Below are 24,274 nucleotides of genomic sequence, written 5' to 3'. Positions count from 1 at the left end.
CGCGCTACAGCGAGACGGTAGCGCTGCGAATCTGTACCAGTTTGCCCGCGTCGATCACCGGGCCGGTCGGTTTGCCGCCGGGCGCGCCGGCGCTGGGTTCCATGCTCACCGCGAAATCGGCGGTCTTCATCAGCCCCAGCATCTTGGCGGGCAGTTGCATGGTGGCTTCGCCATGGGCCGGCAGCATGCCCAAAGACACCGGCGTCCCGTTCTCCATCATCCATAGCTCACCGCCCTTGCCTTCCGGCATCGGTTCCGGCGATACCGTCTGCACCATCATCTTGCCGTTGAGCGTGGCGTTCAAAATCCAGGCCGTCTGGCCGTTGGGCTGGTTGATCACGAAGACGTACTCGCCGGGCATCATGGCCGGCTCCCGCGGCACCAGTGCCACGATCGCCAGGATCAGCGCCGCTGCAGTGGCGATGCCGCTGAACGCGCGCCAGAAACCCAGCCGTTGCAATGGCCCCGTCTTCAGCCCCAGGCGCGCCGCGATATCCGGCCAGATTCTCCTGGGCGGCGCGACGGGTTCCAGTTGCTGGTTGAAGAGCTGCAGCCGTTCCCGCCAGGCTTCGACGCTGTGCTGGAGATCCGCGCTGACCGCCAGCAGGGCCTCGAATTCGGCCCGCTGATCGCCCGTCAGGGTGCCCAGGACGTATTCGCCGGCAGCCATCTCGCGCTCCTCGGGATCGGTCAGGCGAAACGTGTCATGCATGCTTTCAACCTCTCCAGGCCTCTTCGGACCCAACTCTTGACGGTGCCCAGTGGCGTGCCCAGGTGCGATGCCAGATCGTGGTGGGTCAGGCCCTCGAAAAATGCCAGTTCGAGCGCCTGGCGCTGCTGCATCGTCAATTCGGTCAAGCAGAGTTGCAGCGACTCCGCCTGCTGATTGATATCACTCTCGCTCTCGAGATCGGATTCTCCCGGCAGCGTCTCGATGATGGCATCGCCGTCGGCCTCCTGCGGCCGCTGGCGCCTGAGCCAGTCGATACCGATGTTGCGCGTCAGCGTCGACAGCCAGGTCATCGGCCTGGCACGGCCGGCATCGTACTGGCCGGCCACCTGCCATACACGGAGGTAGACGAGTTGCAGGCAGTCCTGAGCCGCCGCTTCCTGCCTGACGATACGCAGCAACTGCGCATACAGATGCGGGCTGGTCGCGCGGTAGAGCTTTTCGAACGCAGGACCATCGCCGCGAGCGCAAGCCTGGAGATTGTCGATCAACACGTCATGAGGCGGGTAAGCCATGAAAGTCCTTTGAATTCTTTCTTTTTCTTGATTAGCAGTCTCGTCAACGGGATCGAACAAGTAAAGCCTGGAGAAATACCGTTCACGCTTTGGCATCAAAAGACTTGTCAAACCGTGCCGTCACGTTAGGATAGAGCCACGACTTCGTACACCACACGTCTGCGAGAAAGCGGAAAGCATCATGACCGAACGCCACGATATCGCCCAGATCGACATCGCCAGCCCTGCTGGCGATGCGATGGCGTTTGCGTTCTCCGGTTATGGCTATTGGTTTAGGACTGGCGTGCCCGCCGGTTGGTCGACATGACCTGAACCCGCGAGGCACGCCCGGACCTGGGCTGCCTCCTCGCTTCAAGAACCCCCGGATGGCAGCCCATCCGGGGGTTCTCGCGTTTCGGGTCTCAATCCTTGAAACACAATCATGAAAAGAGATCGTTATGGACGCTGCTACCTCCCTACGGAAACCGACCTCCTCGACACCAGGGCCGGCAAGACCGCTGCCCTTGCCATCGGCATACGAACTGCGCCAGAGACTGCCGGTGAGTGCCTCGCTCGCCAGGCAGATCGCCGACAATCGGCAGGCGGTTCGTGCCATTCTCGATGGTGAGGATGACCGTCTGCTGGTAGTGACCGGCCCCTGTTCCGTCCACGACCCCGTCGCCGCGCTGGAGTACGCCGAGCGGCTGGCAGCACTCGACAAGGTGGTAGGCGATCGACTGCTGCTGGTCATGCGGGTGTACGTGGAAAAGCCGCGCACGACGGTCGGCTGGAAGGGCATGGCCTACGATCCCCATCTCGACGGCAGCGACGACATGGCAGCGGGGCTGGCCATGGCGAGACGGCTCATGCGGGATATCGCCGAACTGGGGTTGCCGGTAGCGACGGAGCTGCTGCAGCCGATGGCGGGTGCCTATTTCGACGATCTGCTGAGTTGGGTGGCGATCGGGGCGCGTACCACCGAATCACAGATTCATCGCGAGCTGGCCAGCGGCCTGGCGGCGACGGTGGGCTTCAAGAACGGCACCCAGGGCAATGTCGACGTGGCGATTGCCGCGATGCAGTCTGCCGCGCATCCCCATCGCCATTTCGGGATCACGGCCGAAGGGTACCCGGCGATGATCGAAACCTCGGGAAACCCCGCCACGCATCTGGTGCTCCGCGGCGGCCAGGCCGGGCCCAATCACGACGCCGCCAGCATCGCCGCCAGTCGCCGGGCGATGTCGCAGGCAGGGCTCGAGGCGAGGATCATGGTCGACTGCAGCCATGCCAACGCGCGCAAGGATCATCGCCGCCAGACCGAAGTTCTCTACGATGTGCTGGAGCAGCGCCTGGCGGGCGACCGCAGCCTGATCGGTGTGATGCTCGAAAGTCATCTGTTCGAGGGAAAGCAGGCGCTCAACCCCTCGGCACTCCGCTATGGCGTCTCGATCACCGACGCCTGCCTGGGCTGGGAAGCGACCGACAGCCTGCTGACGCGAGCGGCCGAACGTCTGCGCTCGACCTGAACAGCCGGGGAGAGGGTCGTCGATCGCTTTCGACATCATTTCGTCATGTCTCCGGACTAGCCTCGTCACGACGATCAATCCGTGACAAGGCAAGGGAGATGACATGAGCCGGGACGTCGAAGATCATCGCATTCACAACAACAGCCACAACGTGCCTTTCGGCGATATCGTCGAGCGTCACCTCTCGCGCCGCCAGATTCTAAGAGGCGGCCTGGGGATGGCAGCACTCTCGATGATGGGCGGATTCGGCCTCGCTGGCACCCAGCGTGCCTTGGCCCAGGGCAAAACCCCATTGGCACTGGCGTTCGAGGCGGTTCAGGGATCGCGCACCGACGCGATCGTGGTGCCCGGGGGGTATCGGGCGCAAGTGTTGATTCCCTGGGGAACGCCGCTCAACGCCCGGGCGAAGGATTGGGCTGGGGATCTCGCCATGACCCCTGAGCAGCAGGCGAACAGCGTGGGCATGCATCATGACGGGATGCACGCCTTCCCGTTGGACCCGGAGAGTGCCTCTCGACGTTTCCTGCTCGCGCTCAACAACGAGTACATCGACCAGCAGGCGCTGTGGGCGCCGCAGGGAGGGCCGACCCAGCCGGAGGGCGTACGGCCGGCCGATGAAGTACGCACCGAAATCAACGCTCACGGTGTCACGATCGTCGAGATCCGGCGTCAGGACGATGGTAGCTGGATGCACGTGGCCGACTCCCCCTACAACCGGCGTCTCACCACGGCGACCCCGATGCTGCTGTCTGGGCCGGTCGCGGGCAGCGACTATGTCCGGACGCGCTACGCCACCGATGGCCGGCGAGCCCGGGGCACCAACAACAACTGTGCCAACGGTTATACCCCCTGGGGTACCTACCTGACCTGCGAGGAAAACTGGCCGGAAGTATTCGTCAACACCGGGGAGCGCTTCCCAGATGATGCCCGCCTGGGGCTGCCAACCGATCGCGGCCGCTACGGTTGGGAGACCGCCGCCGGCGATGGCGAGCAGGACGACGAGTTCGCGCGTTTCGATGTCACACCCGGCTCGGGAGAGGCGACCGATGACTATCGCAACGAGGCGCGGACTTTCGGCTACGTGGTCGAGATCGATCCCTACACCCAGGCAACGGCGACCAAACGGACGGCACTGGGGCGCTTCCGTCACGAAGGCTGCTGGCCGGGACCAGTGCGCGCCGGCGAGCCGCTCACGTTCTATACCGGTCACGACTCGCGCAACGAGTATATCTACAAGTTCGTCAGCGCGGCCAAGTGGGAGCCGGCCGATGCGCCCGAACCGGGTAACGAGGCGGATCGTCTGGCGATCGGCAGCAAGTACCTCGACGAAGGCACGCTCTACGCGGCACGCTTCGACGAGGATGGCCGGGGCGAGTGGCTGGCTCTGACGCCGGACGCCAGAACCCCCTCAGGTGAGACGCTGGCCGCGGCGCTGGGGCTGGCGGCTGACGATGCCGCCGGCATCATCATTCACACCTGCGATGCCGCTGATCTGATGGGGGCGACGCCGATGGATCGTCCGGAGTGGTCGAGCGTGGATCCCGTCTCCGGCGAGGTCTATTTCACGCTGACCAACAACGCCAAGCGCACCGCGGACGGTACCGAGGCCACTTTCACCAATGGCGGTGCGGCAGTCGACGAGGTGGGCAGCGGTTACGCGACGGCGCCGACCAACGCCGCCAACCCGGTAGCCGACAACGAGAGTGGTCATATCATTCGCTGGCGCGAGCAGCCGGACAACCGCTTCGCCTGGGAGATCTTCGTGTTCGGTAGCGACGCCGACGCCGAGACCAACCGGTCAGGCCTGACCCGGAGCAACCAGTTCGCGAGTCCCGACGGCCTGTGGTACGACGAGCGTGGCGATGGGCAGGGCATTCTTTGGTTCCAGACCGACAACAGCGACAATGTCGTGGCCGACTATACCAACGACCAGTTGCTGGCGGTGGTGCCGGGCGCGCTGTCGGCCGAGACAGGCGCGGGTTCGGTCGTCGGCGCCGGCAATCAGGACGGGCTCAAGCGCTTTGCCGTGGGGCCCAATGGTTGCGAGGTGACCGGAATCTTCGCGACGCCGGATCGCACCTCGCTGTTCATCAATATCCAGCATCCTGGAAATTGGCCGGCGGATGGCGACGCCCTGACCCAGGATGCGACCCGGGCCGCGAGTGGCCAGGTTCGGCCGCGCGCCGCCACCGTGGCAATCTGGAAGGAGGACGGCGGGCAGGTCGGCGTCTGACAACCGGCTCGAAACGACAAGGCCGGATGCGTGAGCGTCCGGCCTTGTCATGTCGGTGGAGCACGACCGGCCGACGGCCGGTCGTGCTCAAGCCTGGCTGGCGTAGGCGTAGAGCAGGGTCTCCTGAGCGCTGATCGGCTCGGCAGCTCCGGGATGACGAAGATGATACTGCCCCTCGGTGTCGAGCTCCCAGCTCTGGCAATTGTCCAGCAGGTAGGTATCGATATCCTTGCGCACCTGCTGAGCGACCTTCTTGTCCAGTAGCGGGAAGCAGGTCTCGACCCGGTGGAACATGTTGCGCTCCATGGCATCGGCGCTGGAGCACCAGACTTCATGCTTGCCGTCATTGTGGAAGTAATAGACGCGGGTATGTTCGAGGAATCGGCCGATGATCGAGCGCACCCGGATGTTATCCGAAATGCCTGGGATGCCGGGGCGCAGGCAGCACATGCCGCGAATGATCAGGTCGCAGGTCACGCCGGCCTGGGAGGCGCGGTAGAGCGCGCGGATCAATTTGGGCTCGGTCATCGCATTGCACTTGATGACGATCCTGGCCTTCTTGCCGTTCTCGGCCAGCTTGGCCTCACGATCGATCATCTCGACCAGCGTCTTGTGAAGCGTGAAGGGGGCATGCAGCAGGGTATTGATCTTGCGGGGCTTACCCATGCCGGAGAGCTGCTGGAACACCTTGTGCACGTCGTCGCATAGCTCGTCGTTGGCGGTCATCAGGCTGTAGTCGGTATACAGCTTGGCGGTCTTGGCGTGATAGTTGCCCGTGCCGAGGTGAGCATAGTGGCGCAGTTCGCCTTTTTCGCGCCGGACGATATGCATCATCTTGGCGTGAGTCTTGTAGGCCATTACCCCGTAGATGACGATGGCGCCCGCCTCCTGCAGTCGCGAGGCCAGCGCCAGATTGTCGGCCTCGTCGAAGCGCGCCCGCAATTCGATCACCACGGTCACTTCCTTGCCCCCGCGAGCCGCCTCCACCAAGGCGCCGACGATCGCGGAGTCGGCGCCGGTGCGATAGAGCGTCTGCTTGATCGCCATGACGTCGGGATCGCGTGCTGCCTGACGCAGCAGATCCTCCACCGGCGTGAACGACTGAAACGGATGATGCAGCAGGATGTCGCCCTGGCGAATGGCGGAGAACAGGTTCACCTCGCCGCGCAATGGCTTGGGCAGGCCGGGGGTGAAAGGCCGATAGCGTAGATCGGGTCGCTGGACGTCGCCGAGAACCGCCATCATGCGGGTCAGGTTGACCGGGCCATTGACGCGATAGAGATCCTCCTCGCCAAGCTCGAACTGCTTGAGCAGGAAATCGATCAGGCTGTCGGGGCAGTTGTCGGCCACCTCGAGGCGGACGCCGCTGCCGTAGCGTCTGGCCAGCAGCTCACCCCGCAGGGCGGAGGCCAGGTCCGAGACCTCTTCCGGATCGACCGAGAGGTCGGCGTTGCGGGTCAGGCGGAACTGGTAGCAACCCTCCACCTCCATGCCGGGGAATACCTCGTGGGCGTGGGCGTGGATCATCGACGACAGGAACACGTAATCGGTGAAGCCTGTCTCGCAAAGCGCTTCCGGCAGCCGGATCAAGCGTGGCAGCGAGCGAGGGGCCGGCAAGATCGCCATGCCGCCCTCGCGGCCAAAGGCATCGGTGCCCTCGAGCTCGACGATGAAGTTGAGGCTCTTGTTGACCAGCCGCGGGAAGGGGTGCGAGGGGTCCAGCCCGATCGGGCTGATCACCGGGGCGATCTCCTCCTCGAAGTAGTCGGCGACCCAGGCCGCCTGCTCGGGCGTCCACTGGGCGCGTCGCCGGAAACGGATCTTCTGCTCCTCCAGGGCCGGCACGAGGACGTCGTTGAGAATGCGGTACTGACGTTCCACCTGTTCGTGGCCGATGCGCGAGACCTCGCTCAGCACGCGAGTCGGCGTCATCCCATCGGCACCGGTCTCTTCATGAAACGACGCCAACTGGTGCTTGAGGCCGGCGACCCGGATCTCGAAGAACTCGTCGAGGTTGGAGGAGACGATCAGCAGGAACATCAAGCGGTCGAGAAGCGGATGCGAGGCATCCAGCGACTGTTCGAGGACGCGAATGTTGAACTGCAGGTGCGACAGCTCGCGGTTGAAGTAGAGCGCGGCGTCGTCGAGATCCGCCTGCGAGGAGGGCGTCTCCTTGGCATGGATCCCCTTGCGCGTGCGATTGACGCGCAAGGGTGGTGGCGGGGTCTCCTCTCCGCTGGCCGGTAGGGGGAGGTCGATCGGGCTGCTGGGCGTGTCCGTCGTGCCAGTATCCGTCATCACAAGTCTCCGGTACCGGGGCCGACACGCCCGCGGCCCTCAGGGGTTGAGCAGTTGCGCGGCGCGTTTGGCGAAGTAGGTCAGAATGCCATCGGCCCCGGCGCGCTTGAAGCAGGTCAGCGACTCCAGAATCACGCTGTCGGCATCGAGCCAGCCTTTCTCGAAGGCGGCCATGTGCATGGCGTACTCGCCGCTGACCTGGTAGGCGAAGGTCGGGACGCCGAACGACTCCTTCACCCGCTGGATAACGTCCAGGTAGGGCATGCCGGGTTTGACCATCACCATGTCGGCGCCCTCCTGGATGTCCAGGGCGGTCTCGTGGAGCGCCTCGTCGGTGTTGGCCGGGTCCATCTGGTAGCTGAACTTGTCCGCGCGGCCCAGGTTGCCGCTGGAGCCGATGGCGTCGCGAAACGGGCCGTAGTACTTCGAGGCGTACTTGGCCGAGTACGCCATGATCTGGGTCTCGTGGAGCCCCTCGCGCTCGAAGGTGGCGCGAATCTCGCCGATACGGCCATCCATCATGTCGGACGGCGAGATCACGTCGGCGCCGGCCTCGGCGTGCGACAGGGCCTGCTTGATCAGCGCCTCGATGGTGCGATCGTTGAGCAGGTAGCCGTTCTCGTCCGGCACCCCATCCTGGCCGTGGGTGGTGTAGGGGTCGAGCGCCACGTCGGTGATGATGCCGAGGTCGGGAAAACGTTCACGCAGTGCCCGGATCGCGCGCTGGATCACGCCGTCCGGGTTCCAGGCTTCGGCACCGTCGACGGTCTTCTTCTCCGGCGGCGTGAAGGGGAACAGATCGATCGCGGGGATGCCGAGTTCGACCAGTTCCTCGGTCTCGCGCAGCAACTCGTCGATGGAAAGGCGCTCGACCCCCGGCATGGATGACACTGGCTCGCGGCGATTTTCGCCATCGAGCACGAAGACCGGGAGAATCAGGTCGTCGGTGGTCAATGTCGATTCTCTGGCCAGGCGGCGGGAAAAGTCGCTCTTGCGCAGACGCCGCAGGCGGGTGGCCGGGTACTGACGCGACAGGGAATAACGCATGAATCTCTCCACGATAGGCGGCGAAGGGGCCTCACGGCCCCTTCGCGTCACCGACGATCAAGCTATCAGTGACGAATGACAAAACGATGACATCGGGACTTGACGCCCCCAGTATAACAACCGAGTCGACAGTCGGGATGGGGGCATTGTCGCAGGGGCTGCCACTGGACGAATCAGTCCGTGGGCTCTTCCGCTCGCCGACGCTGGACGAGGCGGCCGAAGAGGATCCCGACCTCGAACAGCAGCCACATGGGAACGGCCAGCAGGCTCTGCGAGATGATGTCCGGCGGCGTCAACAACATGCCGATGATGAAGCAGATCAGGATCACGTAGGGACGTTTCTTGCTCAAGCTCCTCACGTCGGCGATCCCGGTCCAGATGACCAGGAACGTGGCGATGGGGATCTCGAAGGCCACGCCGAAGGCGAAGAACATCTTCAACACGAAATTGAGGTAGGCATTGATGTCCGTCATTACCGTGACGTCCTGCGGTCCGGTGTGGACGAAGAAGCTGAACAGCAGCGGGAACACCACGTAATAAGCGAAGGCGGCACCGCAGTAGAACAGCAGGATACTGGAGGCGAGCAGCGGAAAGGCGAGCGCCTTCTCGTGCTTGTAGAGCCCCGGCGCGATGAATGCCCAGGCCTGATAGAGGATGAACGGGATCGCCGCGAAGATGGCGACCACCATGGTCAGCTTGAACGGGGCCAGGAACGGTGACGTGACTTCCGTCGCGATCATCCTCGAGCCGGCTGGCAGCAGCGCCACCAGTGGGTCGGCCACGAAGCGGTAGATGTCATTGGAAAAAGCGTAAAGACCGACGAATACCAGCACAACGACGATCACGGCCTTCAGCAGGCGCGAGCGCAGTTCTATCAGATGCTCGATCAGCGGGGCTTGTGACTGCTTTTCGTCTGGCGGTGGAGAAGAGGCATCGCTCATCGGGAAGCCGAATCCTTGTCCGCGGGTGAGGCGTCGTGAGGGGCGGACGAGGCATCATCCGATGCGGCGGGTGCTGGCCTTTCGACGCGATGTGGCTCGACGGCGGACGAAGCGGATGGGGCCTGGTTATCCCTCTTCTCGCCGCTCTCGAAATGCTTCTCGACGCTCCGGCGCGCCTGATTGACGTTCTCGTCCAGTTTTTTCTGCTGCTCGGCCAGCTTCTGGCGCAATTCCTCGGCCTCGAGCTGCGAGGTGATTTCCCGCTGCATGGTCGAGACGCTGCGCTTGATCCGCCCCACCCAGAGCCCTGCGGTGCGGGCAGCCCTGGGCAGCCGCTCGGGCCCCAGCACCAGCAGTCCGACGATGCCGATCAGCAGCAGCTCGAAGAAACCGATATCGAACATGCCGGTTACTTGCGCTCGACCTTGTCGTCGGACGTCTTGTGCGTCTCGTCCGTGCGACTGTCGAATGTGCTGTCCTGGGGAGTGTGAGTCGAATCCTGGGAGTGGTCGATGCTGTGCTGCGTGTTGCTCCCTTTCTTCTCCTCCTCGTCTTCGCCGACGGCTTTCTTGAAGCCCTTGACGGCACCGCCGAGATCGCTACCGACGTTGCGCAATTTCTTGGTGCCGAAGATCAGGATGATGATCCCGAGGACGATCAACAACTGCCAGATACTGATCCCACCCAGCATAACTTTCTCCTTACTGATGCGCGTTGACGCGATGATGATTCATGAGTCTCGTCGGCGAGAGGCCTTCTCGTCCAGTCCGGAAACGCCGAAGCGCCCGGCCAGTTCCGATAGCACTTCCCGATGATCGATATCGAGATGCGACAGCATGACCAGGCTGTGAAACCACAGGTCCGCCACTTCGCCGATCAGATCCTGGCGGCTCCGTGCATCATCTACCCGGACATCCTTGGCGGCAAGAAGCGTTTCGGTGGCTTCCTCGCCGACTTTTTCCAGAATCTTGTTGAGACCACGGTGATGGAGCTGGGCGACGTAAGAGCTATCGGGATCCGCATGGCGGCGAGCTTCCAGAACCGTTGCCAATCGTTCGAGAGTATCACTCATGAAATGACATTCCTGCGTATAGGGCTACATTGGCTTCGAGCTTCGAGCTTCGAGCTTCGAGCTTCGAGCTTCGAGCTTCGAGCTTCGAGTCATTATCCTGCGCTCAGCGCCAGATCAGTAGCAACACCCCCAGCCCGGCCGCCACCAGGACCGGCCAGGGTTGCTGTTCCGCCCAGCCCAGCATCGGTTGCCAGGCCAGGGCCACCGCCAGCAGGATGGCCCCCAGGCGGAGACGCCTGGCACGCGGCGCTGCCCGCTGGAAACGCGCTTCCAGCCCCGACAGCGCCTCCGTCTGCTGGCGATAGAGCCGGCGCTGCTGCTCGCGGTCGGAGAGCGCCTGGTGGGCGAGCACCGGCAGCTCGGGAATCTGGTGCGCCAGTTCCGGCGCGTGCTTCTGAAGCGTCTTCCAGAACCCCTTGGGTCCGGCGCGCTCGCGCATCCAGCGCTCGAGATAGGGTTTGGCAGTACTCCACAGGTCCAGGTCGGGATAGAGCTGGCGGCCCAGGCCTTCGATGTTGAGCAGGGTCTTCTGCAACAGCACCAGCTGTGGCTGGACCTCCATGTTGAATCGCCGCGCGGTCTGGAACAGGCCCAGCAGCACCTGGCCGAAGGAGATGTCCTTGAGCGGTTTCTCCAGGATCGGCTCGCACACCGCGCGGATCGCCGACGCGAATTCGTTGGCCCGGGTGCCTTCTCCGACCCAGCCGGATTCGATGTGCAGGACCGCGACCTCATAATAGTCCTGGCGGAAGAAGGCGAGCAGATTGCGTGCCAGATAGTCCTGATCCTCGCGGGTCAGGCTGCCGACGATGCCGCAGTCGATGGCGATGTAGCGCGGTTCGGTGGGGTTTTCCCGCGATACGAAGATGTTGCCGGGGTGCATGTCGGCATGGAAGAAATTGTCACGGAAGACTTGGGTGAAGAAGATCTCCACGCCGCGCTCCGCCAGTTTCTTGAGGTCGGTGCCCTGCGCGCGCAGGGCATCGATATCCGCGACCGGAATGCCGGTGATGCGCTCCTGGACCATGACCTGGCGGTGAGTCAGCGACCAGTGGATGGCAGGGACGTAGAGCAGCGGCGATCCCTGGAAGTTGCGCTTGAGCTGGGAGGTGTTGGCAGCCTCCTTGTTGAGGTCGAGCTCGTCGAACAGGGTCGCTTCGTAATCCTGAACCACCTCCACCGGCCTCAGCCGGCGCGCCTCGGGGATCCGCCGCATCAGACGCGCGAAGGTATAGAGCAGGCCGATATCCTCGCGCATGATGCGATCGATGCCGGGGCGGATGATCTTGACCACGACCTGCTCGCCGCTATGCAGTTCGGCCGCGTGGACCTGGGCGATGGAGGCCGAGGCCATCGGTTCGGTCTCGAACGCGGCGAAAGCCTCCTCGACGGTCTTGCCGAGCTCGACCTCGACCATGGCCCGGGCGGTCTCTCCAGGAAAGGGGGGAACCTGGTCCTGCAGGCGTTTCAACTCGTCGGCGATATCCGGCGGCAGCAGGTCGCGGCGGGTCGACAGCATCTGGCCGAACTTGACGAATATCGGGCCCAGCGACTCCAGCGCCAGCCGTAGCCGCTTGCCGCGCGAGTGATCGCCGATCGGAATCAGCCGGACCGGGGCAAACCGCCACAGCCAGCGAAGAACCGGCGGTAGTCTGTCCTGGGGAACCAGGCTGTCGAGGCGATAACGGGAGACGGTCCAGGCGATGCGAAATAACCGCAGACTCATGAATGCGACTCCCGACGGCGTTGCAACCTGGCCACTCTGGCCCCGACACGGTCGACGGATTGCTGAAGTTCGGTGAGGTGATCGCGCGCGACGGCGAGCTGGTCGTGACCTGCCAGCCAGCGCCGCTCCTCGAAGAGATAGTCGCGGAGATCCTGGCGCCATTCGGTGGCCAGGAAGCGCGCCTGACGATCGAGATGGCGGATGCCATTGGCGACGTCATGGGCGGTACCGTTGCCCACGAGTCCTGACAAGGCGTCTTCCCAGTCGATATCGAGGTCCATGAACAGGGTCTGGATCGGCGACAGCAACCCGGTCTGGCCGATCGACGGGAGCTGGCCGCTGAACAGCAGGCGCTCCGGCGAGTCGCCCGCCATCAACCGGGTCACCACTCGCCGGTCCACGGTGATGTCCAGGTCGTCCTCGTCATGCCAGTCGTGCACACGCCCCAGCGTGACGCCATCGGCGTGGAAGCCGACGCGCAGCCCCAACCGAGCCTCGGCGAACGTCAGCCGCAAGGTGTGTCCGGCCAGGTCGGCCAGCCTGGCGGGGGACGCCGGGTCGCGCCGCAACAGCGTGTTCAACGAGCGCTCCAAGGCGACCAGGGCGAAAGTCTCCACCATCTCGCCGGCCCTCAGAGCTTGATGCCGCGATGCAGCGCGACGATTCCGCCGGTCATGTTGGTGTACTCGACCCGTTCGAGCCCGGCGGCCTGCATCATGCCCTTCAGCGTCTCCTGATCGGGATGCATGCGGATCGACTCCGCCAGATAGCGGTAGCTGTCGGCGTCATTGGCGACCAGACGCCCCATCTGCGGGAGCAGACGGAAAGAGTACTGGTCGTAGGCCTTCGACAGCAGGCCGTTGACCGGTTTGGAGAATTCCAGCACCAGCAGGCGTCCGCCGGGCTTCAGCACTCGCGTCATCGAGCGCAGTGCCGCGTCCTTGTCGGTAACGTTGCGCAGGCCGAAGGCGATGGTGATGCAGTGAAAGCTGTTGTCCGGAAACGGCAGGCTCTCGGCATTGGCCTGGACGTATTTGACGTTGTCGCCAATGCCATGGTCGATCAGCTTGTCGCGCCCGACGCGCAGCATGGATTCGTTGATATCGGCCAGGATGACCCGGCCGCCTGGGCCGACGCGTTTCGCGAACTGGCGGGTCAGGTCACCGGTGCCACCGGCGATGTCGAGCACGCTGTGGCCCTGGCGAACGCCGCTGCGCTCGAGTGTCAGCTGTTTCCAGAGGCGATGAATGCCGAATGACATCAGGTCGTTCATGACATCGTAGCGCGCGGCCACCGAGTGAAAGACGTCGGCCACGCGGGCGGCCTTCTCGTCGACCGCTACCTTTTCATAGCCGAAGTCGGTCGTGCGCTTGTCCATGTGCTTTTCTCCGAGATGACGCGGGCGGCGAACGTGACGCCGTTGGGGCGGCGGCATCGCTGTGCGGGCGATGGGCAGCCGAGCGGCCCGAGCCGTGTGACCGACGCGCTCGAGCCGAGGCCAATCGATGTGAATCGACCGAGTCCGCATTGTAGCGTCTGGTCGTAAACTTGTCTGCGCGCATCGCGGCTGGCAGGTATCGGGGACGGAGGGACCGGCCGGCTTCAGACCTGATGAATCTGGATCACGCTGGGGTCTCGGGAGGCACCGGCACGATCGAGCCGGCTCAGATAGTTCTCCCACCACGCCTGCTGGTGGGTCGCCATGTCGTGGAGATACTCCCAGGTATAGAGCCCGGTATCGTGGCCATCGTCGAAATGCAGCTTGAGGGCGTAGCGACCGGCCTGGGAGATATCCAGCAGGCCGACGTGGCGCTTGCCGGTCTGCAACACGGCTTCGCTGGGATGATGGCCCTGGACTTCCGCCGAGGGCGAGTAGACCCGCAGCAACTCGATCGGCAGACGATAGGTCTGGCCGTCGGGATAGCCCAGTTCGAGCTCACGGTCGCCCTTGTGATAATGGACGCGAGTGGGGATGGGGGCGGGCATGGCAGACTCCTGACTTCGAGCTTCGAGCTTCGAGCTTCGAGCTTCGAGCGCCACTTGCGTTGGCAGCAAGTGGCGATCATCGTTGGCTCGCGGCTCGTGACTTAAAGGATATACCGCGACAGGTCTTCGTCTACCGCCAGTTCACCCAGCTTGTCGTTGACATAGTCGGCATCGACGACCAGTGGGCTGGCGAAATCGCCGCCCTGGAACGAGGCTTCCTCTAGCAGTCGCTCCATCACCGTGTGCAGGCGGCGGGCGCCGATGTTCTCGGTGCCGTCGTTGACCTGCCAGGCGATCTCGGCAATGCGCGAAATGCCGTCCTCGGTGAACTGGACATCCAGGCCCTCGGTGTCGAGCAGCGCCCGATACTGCTTGGTCAGTGCCGCCGAAGGTTCGGTCAGGATCCGCTTGAAGTCGTCCGGCGTCAGTGCCGTCAGCTCGACCCGGATCGGTAGGCGACCCTGCAGTTCCGGAATCAGGTCCGATGGCTTGGAGAGGTGGAAGGCTCCGGAAGCGATGAACAGGATATGGTCGGTACGCACCATGCCGTGCTTGGTGGAGACCGTTGAACCCTCGATCAGCGGCAGCAGGTCGCGCTGCACGCCTTCGCGGGAGACATCGCCGCCGCTGCCGGACTCGCCGCGCTTGGCGACCTTGTCGATCTCGTCGATGAACACGATACCGTTCTGCTCGACGGCTTCCAGCGCACGCTGCTTGATCTCCTCCTCGTTGACCAGCTTGGCGGCTTCCTCGTCCTGCAGCAGTTTCCAGGCGTCCTTGACCGGCACACGGCGGGTCTCGGTCTTCTGCTTGCCCATGTTGGCGAACAGGCTCTGCAACTGATTGGTCATCTCCTCCATGCCCGGCGGGGTCATGATATCGACGCCCTGGCTGGCCGGTGTCACCTCGATGTCGATCTCCTTGTCGTCGAGCTGGCCTTCACGCAATTTCTTGCGGAAGACCTGGCGCGTGGAGGAGTCGTCGCGGCCGGCATCGTATTCGCTGCCCCGCGGACGCGGCAGCAGGGCATCGAGAATGCGATCCTCGGCAGCGTCCTGGGCCTTGTGGCGCACTTCCACCTTGGCCTGCTCGCGGACCATCTTGATCGCCATCTCCATCAGGTCGCGAATGATCGACTCGACATCGCGGCCGACGTAGCCGACCTCGGTGAACTTGGTCGCTTCGACCTTGAGGAAGGGCGCACCGGCGAGCTTCGCCAGGCGACGGGCGATTTCGGTCTTGCCCACGCCGGTCGGGCCGATCATCAGGATGTTCTTGGGCACGATCTCGCCACGCATGTGCTCATCGAGGCGCATCCGGCGCCAGCGATTGCGCAGGGCGATGGCGACGGCGCGCTTGGCGTCGTGCTGGCCGATGATGTACTGGTCCAGCGAGTGGACGATCTCACGCGGTGTCATCGCCGACTGGGTCAACGCAGGCTGCGCGCTGGAGCGTTCTTGGGACGGTTTCTCAGACATGGGGTTCGGCCTCGTTACAGCTCTTCGAGCGTGATCTGATGATTGGTGAATACGCAGATGTCGGCGGCGATGTTGAGCGATTTCTCGGTGATCTCGCGGGCGCCGAGCTCGGTATTCTCGAGCAGTGCGCGGGCCGAGGCCTGTGCGAAGTGGCCACCGGAGCCGATCGCGATGATACCGCGCTCGGGTTCGACCACGTCGCCGTTGCCGGTGATGATCAGCGATGCCGTCTTGTCGGCGACGGCGAGCATCGCCTCGAGACGACGCAGCGCGCGGTCGGTGCGCCACTCCTTGGCCAGCTCGACGGCCGCCTTGGTCAGATGGCCCTGGTACTTCTCCAACTGGGCCTCGAAGCGCTCGAACAGGGTGAAGGCGTCGGCGGTGCCGCCGGCGAAACCGGCCAGCACCTGGCCGCGATAGAGACGACGAACCTTGCTGGCGTTGCCCTTCATCACCGTGTTGCCCAGTGACACCTGGCCATCACCGGCCAGGGCGACCTGATCGCCACGGCGCACGGATACGATAGTGGTCATACAGTTGACTCCTGATGACGCGCCGCCGGATAGCAAAGGCGGCGCCGAAAAAAACCTGTGCGATCGCGTTCCCGGTTGACGATGCCCGTCTCGAACGAGAAACGAAGAACGCGATGCGGCATGCCTCGAGAGGTGTGGGCGGAGAAGGGGGAAATCAAGCGACGGTTTACCGGCGACGTGCGCCAGTGACAGGCCGGCCCCGACGTGTCGCGCCGAACGAGGGCGCGGCGCGCATGGAATCCGGCAGACAAAAACGACCGACAAGCGATGTCGGTCGTTGGGATACAGCAGCAGCGGTACCGGGGCGTGGCGCCTAGTTCTGCAGGCGCAGCAGCAGCGGTTCGATGCCCTGGGTCACCATCAGATCCTGGGCCCTGGAGAGTTCGCGCTTATCCTCGTAGGGGCCGACCTGGACTCGGTGCCAGAGCTGATCGCCATTGGCGCGAACGTCGGTGATCTTGGCCAGCAGGCCGAAATCCTTGAGCCGATTGGCGAGGCGCTCGGCATCATTGATGTCGCGGAAGGACGCCGCCTGCAGTACATAGCGGCCACCGCTGGGTGTCGGCTGCTTGGTGGTGTTGGCGGCATTGTCGGCGGCGGCCTCCTGCGCGGCCTGGGGCGACGGCGCGGGCTCCGCGCTGTCGCTGTTGGGCGCGATGACTTCCGTCTCCGGCAGCAGCGTGTAGAACTCGAACGTCGGCGTGGCCGGCTGTTGGGGCGCGCTGCTCTGGCCGCCGGTGCCACTGCCGCCACCGCCTTGATCGGTGGGGGCCGACGTCTGGCTGGATGTCGGCCTGGGCACGACGGCTGCCACCGGTTCCGGCGAGGAGCGGTCCAGATACTGCGAGAGGGCAAAGCCGGCGATCAGGCCGGCAATGGCCCACAACCAGCCCGGAATGCCGCCGAGACCGCCGCCACTGTTCGAGGCGCGCGGGCGGGACTTGGTGGTCGCGCCCTTGGGGGAAGGGCGGGACGAGGACGAGCGGCTGTTCTGAGCGGGGCGGCGTGCCATGGTTTACATCTCCTCCGGGGCGCTGACGCCGAGCAGCGCCAATCCATTGCCAATGACCTGGCGTGTCGCCAGACCCAGCGCCAGCCGCGCATTGCGCAGCCCGGCATCGTCGACCATGACTTTCTGGGCGTTGTAGCAGGTGTGGAAATCACTCGCGAGGTCGGTCAGATACTGCGCGATCTGATGCGGCTCGCGGGCGCGGGCTGCACGCTCGAGGCTATCCGGATAGCGTGCCAGCCGATTCATCAGGGCTTTCTCCTGGGGGGCGTCGAGGCGCTCCAGGTTGGCCATCGCGACGCCATGGTCGAAGCCGAGGTCATCGTTCTCGGCCTTGCGTAGCACGCTGCAGACGCGGGCATGGGCGTACTGGATGTAGTAGACCGGATTGTCGTTGGTCTGCGAGCGCGCCAGATCGATGTCGAAGGTGAGCTGGGAGTCGGCGCGGCGGGCGGCGAGAAAATAGCGGGTGGCGTCACGGCCCACTTCATCGATCAGATCGCGCAGCGTGACATAGCTGCCGGCGCGCTTGGAGAGCTTGACCTCGACCCCGGAGCGGGTCACCAGCACCATCTGGTGCAGCACGTAGTCCGGCCAGCCTTGGGGAATGCCGACTTCCAGCGCCTGCAGCCCGGCGCGAACCCGGGTGACGGTGGAGTGGTGGTCGGCTCCCTGTTCGTCGATCACGGTGGTGAAGCCGCGCTGCCACTTGTTGTAGTGGTAGGCGACGTCGGGCACGAAGTAGGTGTAGTCGCCGTCGGACTTGCGCATCACCCGGTCCTTGTCGTCACCGAAGTCGGTGGTGCGCAGCCACAGGGCGCCGTCCGCCTCGTAGGTGTGGCCGCCGGCGACCAGCGCATTGACGGTCTCCTCGACACGGCCCTCGGCGTAGAGCGAGGACTCCAGGAAATAGACGTCGAACTCGACCCCGAATGCCTTGAGATCCAGGTCCTGCTCGCGACGCAGGTAGGCCACGGCGAAGGCGCGAATGGCGTCGCCGTCGTCCGGGTCGGCCTTGGCGGTGACCTCGCGGTCATCGGCAGTCACGGTTTCACCGCTCAGGTAGGCCTGGGCGACATCGGCGATATAGTCGCCGCGATAGCCATCCTCGGGCCAGCCCTCGTCATCGGGACCGAGCCCCCGGGCACGCGCCTGAACCGAGCGCATCAGGTTGTTGATCTGGGCGCCGGCGTCGTTGTAGTAGAACTCGCGGGTGACGTCGAAACCGGTCGCTTCCAGCAACCGGCAGAGGCAGTCGCCGATGGCGGCGCCACGACCATGGCCGACGTGCAGCGGCCCAGTGGGGTTGGCGGAGACGAATTCGACCTGGACCTTCTCGCCGGCACCGATCAGGCTGCGCCCGAAGGTGTCGCCGGCGTCGAGAACCTGGCTGACGATGCCGGCGATGGCGTCGGTGGCGGCAAAGAAGTTGATGAAGCCCGGCCCGGCGATCTCGGTGCGGCGAATCGCGTCGTTCTCCGGCAGCGCCGCGATCAGCTTGTCGGCCAGGTCGCGCGGCTTGCAGCCGGCCGGCTTGGCCAGCACCAGCGCCAGGTTGGTGGCATAGTCGCCGTGGGCCTTGTCGCGGGTCGGGTCGACCTTGATGGCGGGGCTCAGGTCGGCCGGCAGATCGCCTGCGCCCTGGAGCGTGGCGACAGCGGTGTCGAGCAGTTGGGTAATCGTCTCTTTCATGGGCTACTTCATCGTCGTGGGGCCAGGGCCTGAGGCCAGGGGCTCGACCCGGCGCGGGATTCCGCGAATCTGGACGTCGTGAACCTGCCGCCACGACGCTGGTAAAAGGCGGCCATTATCAGTGATTGGCGCAAGGCTTTAAACCCTGATGCTCAGCTTCGAGCTTCGAGCTTCGAGCTTTGAGCTTTGAGCTTTGAGCTTCGAGCTTCGAGCTTCGAGCGAAAAAGCCAGCGATGCTGCATTTTTCGCTCGAGGGCAAGATTTTGACTCCCGCGGCTCGCGGCTCGTGATATCAACTCAACGTCATCGGGTCGATATCCAGTGACCAGCGGACACGGCGCGAGGCGGCGCCCTCCATCCAGCCGACCAGCCAGGCGCTCGCCTCGTGCAGCGCGCTGCGTTTTTCCGCGGAGAGCATGAGCTGGACATGGTAGCGGTTCTGGCGGCGTTCCATCGGTGCGGGCACGGGCCCCAGGCAGTGCACCGGCGACTGGCGTTCGGCGAGCCACTGGCGGACGGCGTCGCCGGCAGCCTCCGCGGCCTGGCGGGCATCCTCCTCGCGAGTGGCCTCGAAACGCGCCAGCGCCAGGTAACGATAGGGGGGCAGACCGGCGAGGCGCCGCTCCTCGAGCATCTGGTAGGCCAGCGCATCGTAGCCGCTGTCCGCCAGCAGCCGCAGGTTGGGGTCGTCGGGATGCAGTGTCTGGACCAGAACGCGCCCGGCCCGGTCGGCGCGACCGGAACGACCAGCCACCTGGACCAGCAACTGGGCGCTCTGCTCGAGCGCGCGAAAATCGCTGGCATAGAGACCGGCGTCGGCATTGACCACCACCACCAGCGTCACGTGGGGAAGATGGTGCCCCTTGGCCAGCATCTGGGTTCCCACCAGCAGGCTCGGTTCGCCGCGTCGAATCTCGGTCAGCAGTTGGTCGAAGGCTTCTTTGCGCCGTGTACTGTCACGATCGATGCGATAGACGGGAGTGTCGGGGAACAGGGTGGCGAGCGTCTCCTCGCTGCGCTCGGTGCCGGCGCCGAGCGGCCGCAGGTCGGCACTGCCGCAACCTGGACAGGCGTCCGGCTGGGATGTCTGGTATTCGCAGTGATGACAAACCAGGCGCGGCGGCTGACGATGGAGCGTCATCCGAGAGTCGCAGTGGCGGCACTCGGCAATCCAGCCGCACTGATGACACGCCAGCGACGGCGAGAAGCCGCGCCGATTGATGAAGACCAGCACCTGGCCCTCGGCTTTCAGTGCCTGACGGATGGCGTCGATCGCCGGCGGGATCAGCCCGCCCTGGCGCTGCCTCCCCCGCAGATCGACCAGTTCGAGCTTGGCCGGGGCGTGGCGGCTGGGCCGCTGGGTCAGCCGAAGATGTCGATAGCGTCCGCTGCGCGCCTGGGCCAGACTCTCCAGCGATGGGGTGGCACTGCCCAGCAGGATCGGTACGCCATCGCGGTGGGCGCGCGCCATCGCCAGGTCGCGGGCGTGGTAGCGCAAGCCATCCTGTTGCTTGAACGAGCCGTCGTGCTCCTCGTCGACGATGATCACGCCGGGTCGCGCCAGCGGCGTGAAGATGGCGGAGCGGGTACCGATGACGATTGGCGCGCGCCCGCTGCGAGCGGCCTCCCACGCATCCAGGCGCTCCAGGTCGGTGAGGCCCGAGTGCAGCGCCACGACCGGTGCGCGAAAGCGCTTGCGAAAGCGCGACAGGGTCTGCGGCGTCAGGCCGATCTCGGGCACCAGCACCAGCGCCTGGCGGCCCTGGCCCAGGACCGCCTCGATCAGTTGCAGGTAGACCTCTGTCTTGCCGCTTCCCGTCACGCCATGGAGAAGGCACGGGTGAAAGCGGTCCAGTCCCTCGTGGAGCGCCGCGAGTGCGGCGGCCTGTTCTCGGTTGAGCGGCAGGGCCGGTTCGGCGAGCAGCGCACCCGACCAGCTCTCGCTGGCGGTCAGCGGTTCATGGATGCAAGTGACCAGCGACTTGTCGAGCAGCCCCTGCAACAGGGGGCGCGCATACCCCTGCGCGGTGATGGCGGAGGTGATCATGCCGTGGCGATGCTGGGCCAGCAGCCGGACCAGCTCGCGTTGGCGTGGTGCGCGGCTCAGGGCATCGAGGGCGGCGGCCTCGGGCGCATTGAGCTGCCATCGCTCGCGGCTGCGTGCCTCGAGCGGTCGTCCCTGGCGCAGTGGGCCGGGCAGGGCGTGATGCAGCGTATCGCCCAGTGAGTGTTGGTAGTAGCGGGCGGTAAATTGGCAGAGCCATAGCCAGTCAGCCGGTAGCGGCTCGTCGTCGAGCCGTTCCGTGATCGGTTTCAGTTGGCTGGCCGGCAGTTCGCTCTCCATCGCGCACTCCATCACGATCCCGACCAGGTAACGCCGACCGAACGGAATCTTGACCCGCAGGCCGGGGCACCAGCCGCCGGCAGGGGGCTGGCCCGCGGGGCGATAGTCGAACAGTCGCCTCAGCGGCGTGGGAACGGCGATACGAAGAATCCGAGGCACGGGCGGTGCCGCGCTCCCGGGGGCGGTACTGGAATCTGCCAATTGGCCTCCGTGAACAATTCTGCTAAAATGCGCCGCCTTCCGACGTAGGGTGCGTCTCTTATCCGTGATACCGCCATCGCTAGACGAGACGGGTTACGGGATTCTAGGCGGGCCGGTCGCGCGGGAGTGAACCGCGATTCCCTATCCGTGTACGGTGCCTGGCAACAGATCAGGTGGCGGTACACCGCAAAGCGAGGCTTCACGATGAAACAGTCTATTCATCCCGAATACAAGACAGTCACGGCGACTTGTTCCTGTGGCGCGACCCATTCGATCGGCACCACGGCCAGCGAAGACTTCCACGTCGACGTCTGCTCGCAGTGTCACCCGTTCTACACCGGCAAGCAGAAGCAGGCGACCACCGGTGGCCGCGTCGAGCGTTTCAACAAGCGTTTCGGAGCTGCGGTTCGTCGCGGTTGAGATCGCGTCACGCCGAGAACCGAACGGTTGTCGAGAAGCCCGCCTTCATGGCGGGCTTTTTCATGTCCGATCCTCGGATCCCGTTACCGGAAAGTGGGTGGGCGCTTCAGGCCGGGACCAAGGTCCGAGGCGGTGGATAAGGGATGTTTTATGGCTGGGCGTCCAGTTATAAGTGTCGCCAAATGCATCGAAGTGATTCAAACAGGCACTTAAAATTCGCGAAAGAGGGGTAAAGGGTGAAAGTTGTGTGGGTTGCCTTTTTTCTATAATCTGGCGCGACTCCATGGCACGACGATGCCGAAATACCACACCCTCCATCGGGAAACCTCTCTCATGAGTGACGATAAAAGACAGGCGGCGCTCGATTATCATGCCAAGCCGATTCCGGGCAAGCTGTCGGTCGAATTGACCAAGCCCACCGAAACCGCCAAGCATTTGTCGCTGGCCTACAGCCCCGGTGTCGCGGAACCGTGCAGGGAAATCGCCCTGGATCCGGAAAACGCCTATCTCTACACCGGCAAGGGCAATCTGGTGGCCGTCGTCTCCGACGGCAGCGCTATCCTGGGCCTGGGGAATCTCGGTCCCCTGGCGAGCAAGCCGGTCATGGAGGGCAAGGGGGTTCTGTTCAAGCGCTTTGCTGGCATCAATTCGGTGGATATCGAGGTCGAAGCCGATTCCGCCCAGGCCTTCATCGATACGGTGGCCAACATCGCCAACACCTGGGGCGGTATCAACCTCGAGGATATCAAGGCGCCGGAGTGTTTCGAGATCGAGACGGCGCTCAAGCAGCGCTGCGACATTCCGGTGTTTCACGACGATCAGCACGGCACCGCGATCGTGACCGCCGCGGGCCTGCTCAACGCCCTGGACATCGCCGGCAAGACACTGGCGACAGCGCGTATCGTCTGCCTGGGGGCGGGGTCCGCTGCCATCGCCTGCATGAAGCTGCTGATCGAGTGTGGCGCCCGGGCCGAGAACATCTTCATGCTGGATCGCAATGGCGTCATTCACAGCGGTCGCAGCGATCTCAACCAGTACAAGGCCCAGTTCGCCACCGAGACGCCGCTGCGTACGCTGGATGAGGCGATCGAGGGCGCCGATGTCTTCGTCGGTCTCTCCGGGCCGAACCTGTTCAAGCCCGAGCAGCTCGAGAGGATGGCGGCCAACCCGATCGTGTTCGCCTGTTCCAACCCGGATCCCGAAATTCATCCCGATGTCGCCCGCGCAACCCGCAGCGACGTGATCATCGGCACGGGGCGCTCCGACTACCCCAATCAGGTCAACAATGTACTGGGGTTCCCGTTCATCTTCCGTGGCGCGCTGGATGTCCGTGCCACTGCCATCAATGAAAGGATGAAGATTGCCGCCGTTCACGCGCTGAAGGATCTGGCGCGCGAGCCAGTGACGAAAGAGGTGCTGGATGCCTACGAACTGGACTCGCTGGAGTTCGGCCGTGGCTACATCATCCCCACGCCGGTGGATTCGCGTCTGCTGGAGAGGATTCCGGCGGCGGTGGCCCAGGCAGCGGTGGAGTCGGGTGTCGCGAAGAAGCCGTATCCCGCCCACTATCCGTTGAAGAGCGTCAAGCAAATCTACGGCCAGTAATCGGTCGGGTCGTGAGTGTGAAGATGCCGCCCGCGAGGCGGCATCTTCGTTTTCGGGATTCGGTCGGTCCCTTGTGCCTCGCGCTCTCCACGACGCCGTGGCTCGCTACCAGCTGTAGAGAATCGACACCGAGGTGGTGGTATCGGTGCGTGCCTCGGCGTCGGGCGGCGGGTGGGTATTGCTCTTGACGTCGTAGGAAACGCGCAGTGCAAGGTGAGAGTTCAACTGCGAGGTGATCGTCGACAGCGAGCGCGTGGTTACGCTGATGTGGGTCGCCTCCGCGGAGAGTTCTTGGTCGAATGCGATGTCGTCGCTGAAATTGTAGGTGTAGTCGAGTGCCGAGTAGGCCAGGGCCAGGTCGTCGCTGCCGCCCTCGGCGTAGGCGTCATGGCGATAGCCCGGCCCGACTTCCGCCGAGAGGGTATGCGTCGGCCCGACCAGTATCTGGCGTCCGTAACCGGCAATGGTCGTGAACTGCGAATCGTAGCCGCTGAATCGGTCACGCTCCCAGCGCGCAAAGCCGAACAGGTAGTTGTCGTCCGCAAGCTCGTAGCGTTCGCGGGCGCCAACCAGATATCGCTCCGACGTGGTGTTGTCGTTGTCCTGGACGCTGCGAGTCTCGGCACGAAAGGTGTGGGTATAGCGACCGGTGAGCCAGGTCAGGCGGCCCTTGGCGAGCAAGGTCTGGGTGTTGGTGTTGCCGGTCAGCTTGGTGTAGCCGAGTTCCGCGCTGCCACTGAAGTTGGGCGCATTTTCGTCCGGCGCCGGCGGCGCGTAGAAAAGCTCCGCATGTGATGGGGATGCCATCAGGCAGGTGACCAGCAGCCACCAGCGGCAACTAGGCAGGGGCATGACATCTCTCTCAGCTTCGCTGCGACGTCCTGGTGCGGTGAAGAGCGAGTGTGGAACGAATGGGTCGGGGTTCGAGGCCCCGACCAA

At 64.4% G+C, this 24,274-nt stretch carries 23 protein-coding genes; 5 read left to right on the top strand and 18 right to left on the bottom strand.

Annotation, left to right across the window (positions count from 1 at the left end; genetic code table 11):
• Positions 1–4: 4 nt before the first annotated feature.
• Both DOM54_RS01895 and DOM54_RS01890 read right to left on the bottom strand, forming a co-directional pair.
• Positions 5–712 (bottom strand): anti-sigma factor, encoded by a 708-nt coding sequence (locus tag DOM54_RS01895; protein WP_110714728.1) that lies wholly within the window; start codon positions 710–712, stop codon positions 5–7.
• Complete coding sequence (locus DOM54_RS01890; protein WP_110714727.1) at positions 691–1,245, bottom strand: sigma-70 family RNA polymerase sigma factor; 555 nt, start codon at positions 1,243–1,245, stop codon at positions 691–693. The genes DOM54_RS01895 and DOM54_RS01890 overlap by 22 nt, the downstream gene beginning before the upstream one ends.
• A 181-nt stretch (positions 1,246–1,426) precedes the next feature.
• Here DOM54_RS01890 and DOM54_RS20475 point away from each other — a divergent pair, with 181 nt between their 5' ends.
• The 3 genes from DOM54_RS20475 (at position 1,427) to DOM54_RS01880 (ending at position 4,983) form a co-directional block, all read left to right on the top strand.
• A complete protein-coding gene (locus DOM54_RS20475; protein ID WP_276309656.1) occupies positions 1,427–1,552 on the top strand; it encodes a hypothetical protein in 126 nt (41 codons plus the stop codon).
• Between the two features lie 130 nt (positions 1,553–1,682).
• The gene (locus DOM54_RS01885) at positions 1,683–2,750 is read left to right on the top strand and encodes a 3-deoxy-7-phosphoheptulonate synthase (RefSeq protein ID WP_110714726.1); all 1,068 of its coding nucleotides are present in this window, start codon (positions 1,683–1,685) and stop codon (positions 2,748–2,750) included.
• A 103-nt stretch (positions 2,751–2,853) separates the two neighbouring features.
• A complete protein-coding gene (locus tag DOM54_RS01880; protein WP_110714725.1) occupies positions 2,854–4,983 on the top strand; it encodes a PhoX family protein in 2,130 nt (709 codons plus the stop codon).
• A gap of 87 nt (positions 4,984–5,070) precedes the next feature.
• Here the strand turns inward: DOM54_RS01880 and ppk1 are convergent, their stop codons facing one another.
• The 15 genes from ppk1 to DOM54_RS01800 all read right to left on the bottom strand — a co-directional run bounded on the left by ppk1 (position 5,071) and on the right by DOM54_RS01800 (position 21,310).
• A complete protein-coding gene (gene ppk1, locus DOM54_RS01875; protein WP_110714724.1) occupies positions 5,071–7,281 on the bottom strand; it encodes a polyphosphate kinase 1 in 2,211 nt (736 codons plus the stop codon).
• Between the two features lie 39 nt (positions 7,282–7,320).
• Positions 7,321–8,328 carry a porphobilinogen synthase gene (gene hemB, locus DOM54_RS01870; protein WP_110602289.1) on the bottom strand — a complete coding sequence of 336 codons (1,008 nt, stop codon included), beginning with the start codon at positions 8,326–8,328 and terminating at the stop codon, positions 7,321–7,323.
• Between the two features lie 173 nt (positions 8,329–8,501).
• On the bottom strand, positions 8,502–9,269 hold the full coding sequence (gene tatC, locus DOM54_RS01865; RefSeq protein ID WP_110602290.1) for a twin-arginine translocase subunit TatC: 768 nt from the start codon (positions 9,267–9,269) through the stop codon (positions 8,502–8,504).
• Positions 9,266–9,673: a Sec-independent protein translocase protein TatB gene (tatB, locus tag DOM54_RS01860; protein ID WP_110714723.1), complete on the bottom strand. Its 408-nt coding sequence runs from the start codon at positions 9,671–9,673 to the stop codon at positions 9,266–9,268. Before tatB ends, tatC begins: the two co-directional genes overlap by 4 nt.
• A gap of 5 nt (positions 9,674–9,678) precedes the next feature.
• Positions 9,679–9,960, bottom strand: a complete 282-nt coding sequence (gene tatA, locus DOM54_RS01855) for a Sec-independent protein translocase subunit TatA (RefSeq protein WP_110710429.1) — start codon at positions 9,958–9,960, stop codon at positions 9,679–9,681.
• A 39-nt stretch (positions 9,961–9,999) separates the two neighbouring features.
• A complete protein-coding gene (locus DOM54_RS01850) occupies positions 10,000–10,341 on the bottom strand; it encodes a phosphoribosyl-ATP diphosphatase (protein WP_110714722.1) in 342 nt (113 codons plus the stop codon).
• Between the two features lie 103 nt (positions 10,342–10,444).
• The gene (gene ubiB / locus DOM54_RS01845) at positions 10,445–12,067 is read right to left on the bottom strand and encodes a ubiquinone biosynthesis regulatory protein kinase UbiB (RefSeq protein WP_110714721.1); all 1,623 of its coding nucleotides are present in this window, start codon (positions 12,065–12,067) and stop codon (positions 10,445–10,447) included.
• Positions 12,064–12,687, bottom strand: coding sequence for a ubiquinone biosynthesis accessory factor UbiJ (locus DOM54_RS01840; protein WP_110714720.1), 624 nt, complete (start codon positions 12,685–12,687; stop codon positions 12,064–12,066). The genes ubiB and DOM54_RS01840 overlap by 4 nt, the downstream gene beginning before the upstream one ends.
• 11 nt (positions 12,688–12,698) lie before the next feature.
• Positions 12,699–13,445 (bottom strand): bifunctional demethylmenaquinone methyltransferase/2-methoxy-6-polyprenyl-1,4-benzoquinol methylase UbiE, encoded by a 747-nt coding sequence (gene ubiE / locus DOM54_RS01835; protein WP_110714719.1) that lies wholly within the window; start codon positions 13,443–13,445, stop codon positions 12,699–12,701.
• Between the two features lie 224 nt (positions 13,446–13,669).
• Positions 13,670–14,053, bottom strand: coding sequence for a gamma-butyrobetaine hydroxylase family protein (locus DOM54_RS01830; RefSeq protein WP_110714718.1), 384 nt, complete (start codon positions 14,051–14,053; stop codon positions 13,670–13,672).
• A 101-nt stretch (positions 14,054–14,154) separates the two neighbouring features.
• Positions 14,155–15,531: an ATP-dependent protease ATPase subunit HslU gene (hslU, locus tag DOM54_RS01825; protein WP_276309655.1), complete on the bottom strand. Its 1,377-nt coding sequence runs from the start codon at positions 15,529–15,531 to the stop codon at positions 14,155–14,157.
• Positions 15,532–15,545: 14 nt separating this feature from the next.
• Positions 15,546–16,064, bottom strand: coding sequence for an ATP-dependent protease subunit HslV (gene hslV, locus DOM54_RS01820; RefSeq protein ID WP_110602302.1), 519 nt, complete (start codon positions 16,062–16,064; stop codon positions 15,546–15,548).
• Between the two features lie 313 nt (positions 16,065–16,377).
• A complete protein-coding gene (locus DOM54_RS01815; protein WP_110714717.1) occupies positions 16,378–17,076 on the bottom strand; it encodes an SPOR domain-containing protein in 699 nt (232 codons plus the stop codon).
• Positions 17,077–17,079: 3 nt separating this feature from the next.
• Entirely contained in the window at positions 17,080–18,765 is a 1,686-nt protein-coding gene (gene argS, locus DOM54_RS01810; RefSeq protein ID WP_110714716.1) for an arginine--tRNA ligase, read from the bottom strand.
• A 292-nt stretch (positions 18,766–19,057) separates the two neighbouring features.
• Positions 19,058–21,310 (bottom strand): primosomal protein N', encoded by a 2,253-nt coding sequence (locus tag DOM54_RS01800; protein ID WP_206018980.1) that lies wholly within the window; start codon positions 21,308–21,310, stop codon positions 19,058–19,060.
• Positions 21,311–21,514: 204 nt separating this feature from the next.
• Between DOM54_RS01800 and rpmE the strand changes: the two genes are divergently transcribed.
• Entirely contained in the window at positions 21,515–21,730 is a 216-nt protein-coding gene (gene rpmE, locus DOM54_RS01795; protein WP_110603446.1) for a 50S ribosomal protein L31, read from the top strand.
• Positions 21,731–22,063: 333 nt separating this feature from the next.
• The gene (locus tag DOM54_RS01790; protein WP_110714714.1) at positions 22,064–23,335 is read left to right on the top strand and encodes a malic enzyme-like NAD(P)-binding protein; all 1,272 of its coding nucleotides are present in this window, start codon (positions 22,064–22,066) and stop codon (positions 23,333–23,335) included.
• Between the two features lie 105 nt (positions 23,336–23,440).
• Here DOM54_RS01790 and DOM54_RS01785 read toward each other — a convergent pair whose 3' ends face one another.
• The gene (locus tag DOM54_RS01785; RefSeq protein WP_110714713.1) at positions 23,441–24,187 is read right to left on the bottom strand and encodes a DUF481 domain-containing protein; all 747 of its coding nucleotides are present in this window, start codon (positions 24,185–24,187) and stop codon (positions 23,441–23,443) included.
• Between the last annotated feature and the right edge of the window lie 87 nt (positions 24,188–24,274).

This window comes from Salinicola acroporae (assembly GCF_003206615.1).
Taxonomy (GTDB): domain Bacteria; phylum Pseudomonadota; class Gammaproteobacteria; order Pseudomonadales; family Halomonadaceae; genus Salinicola; species Salinicola acroporae.
Note: the sequence above shows the minus strand (reverse complement) of the source record. Positions and strands in the feature narration are given on the sequence as shown.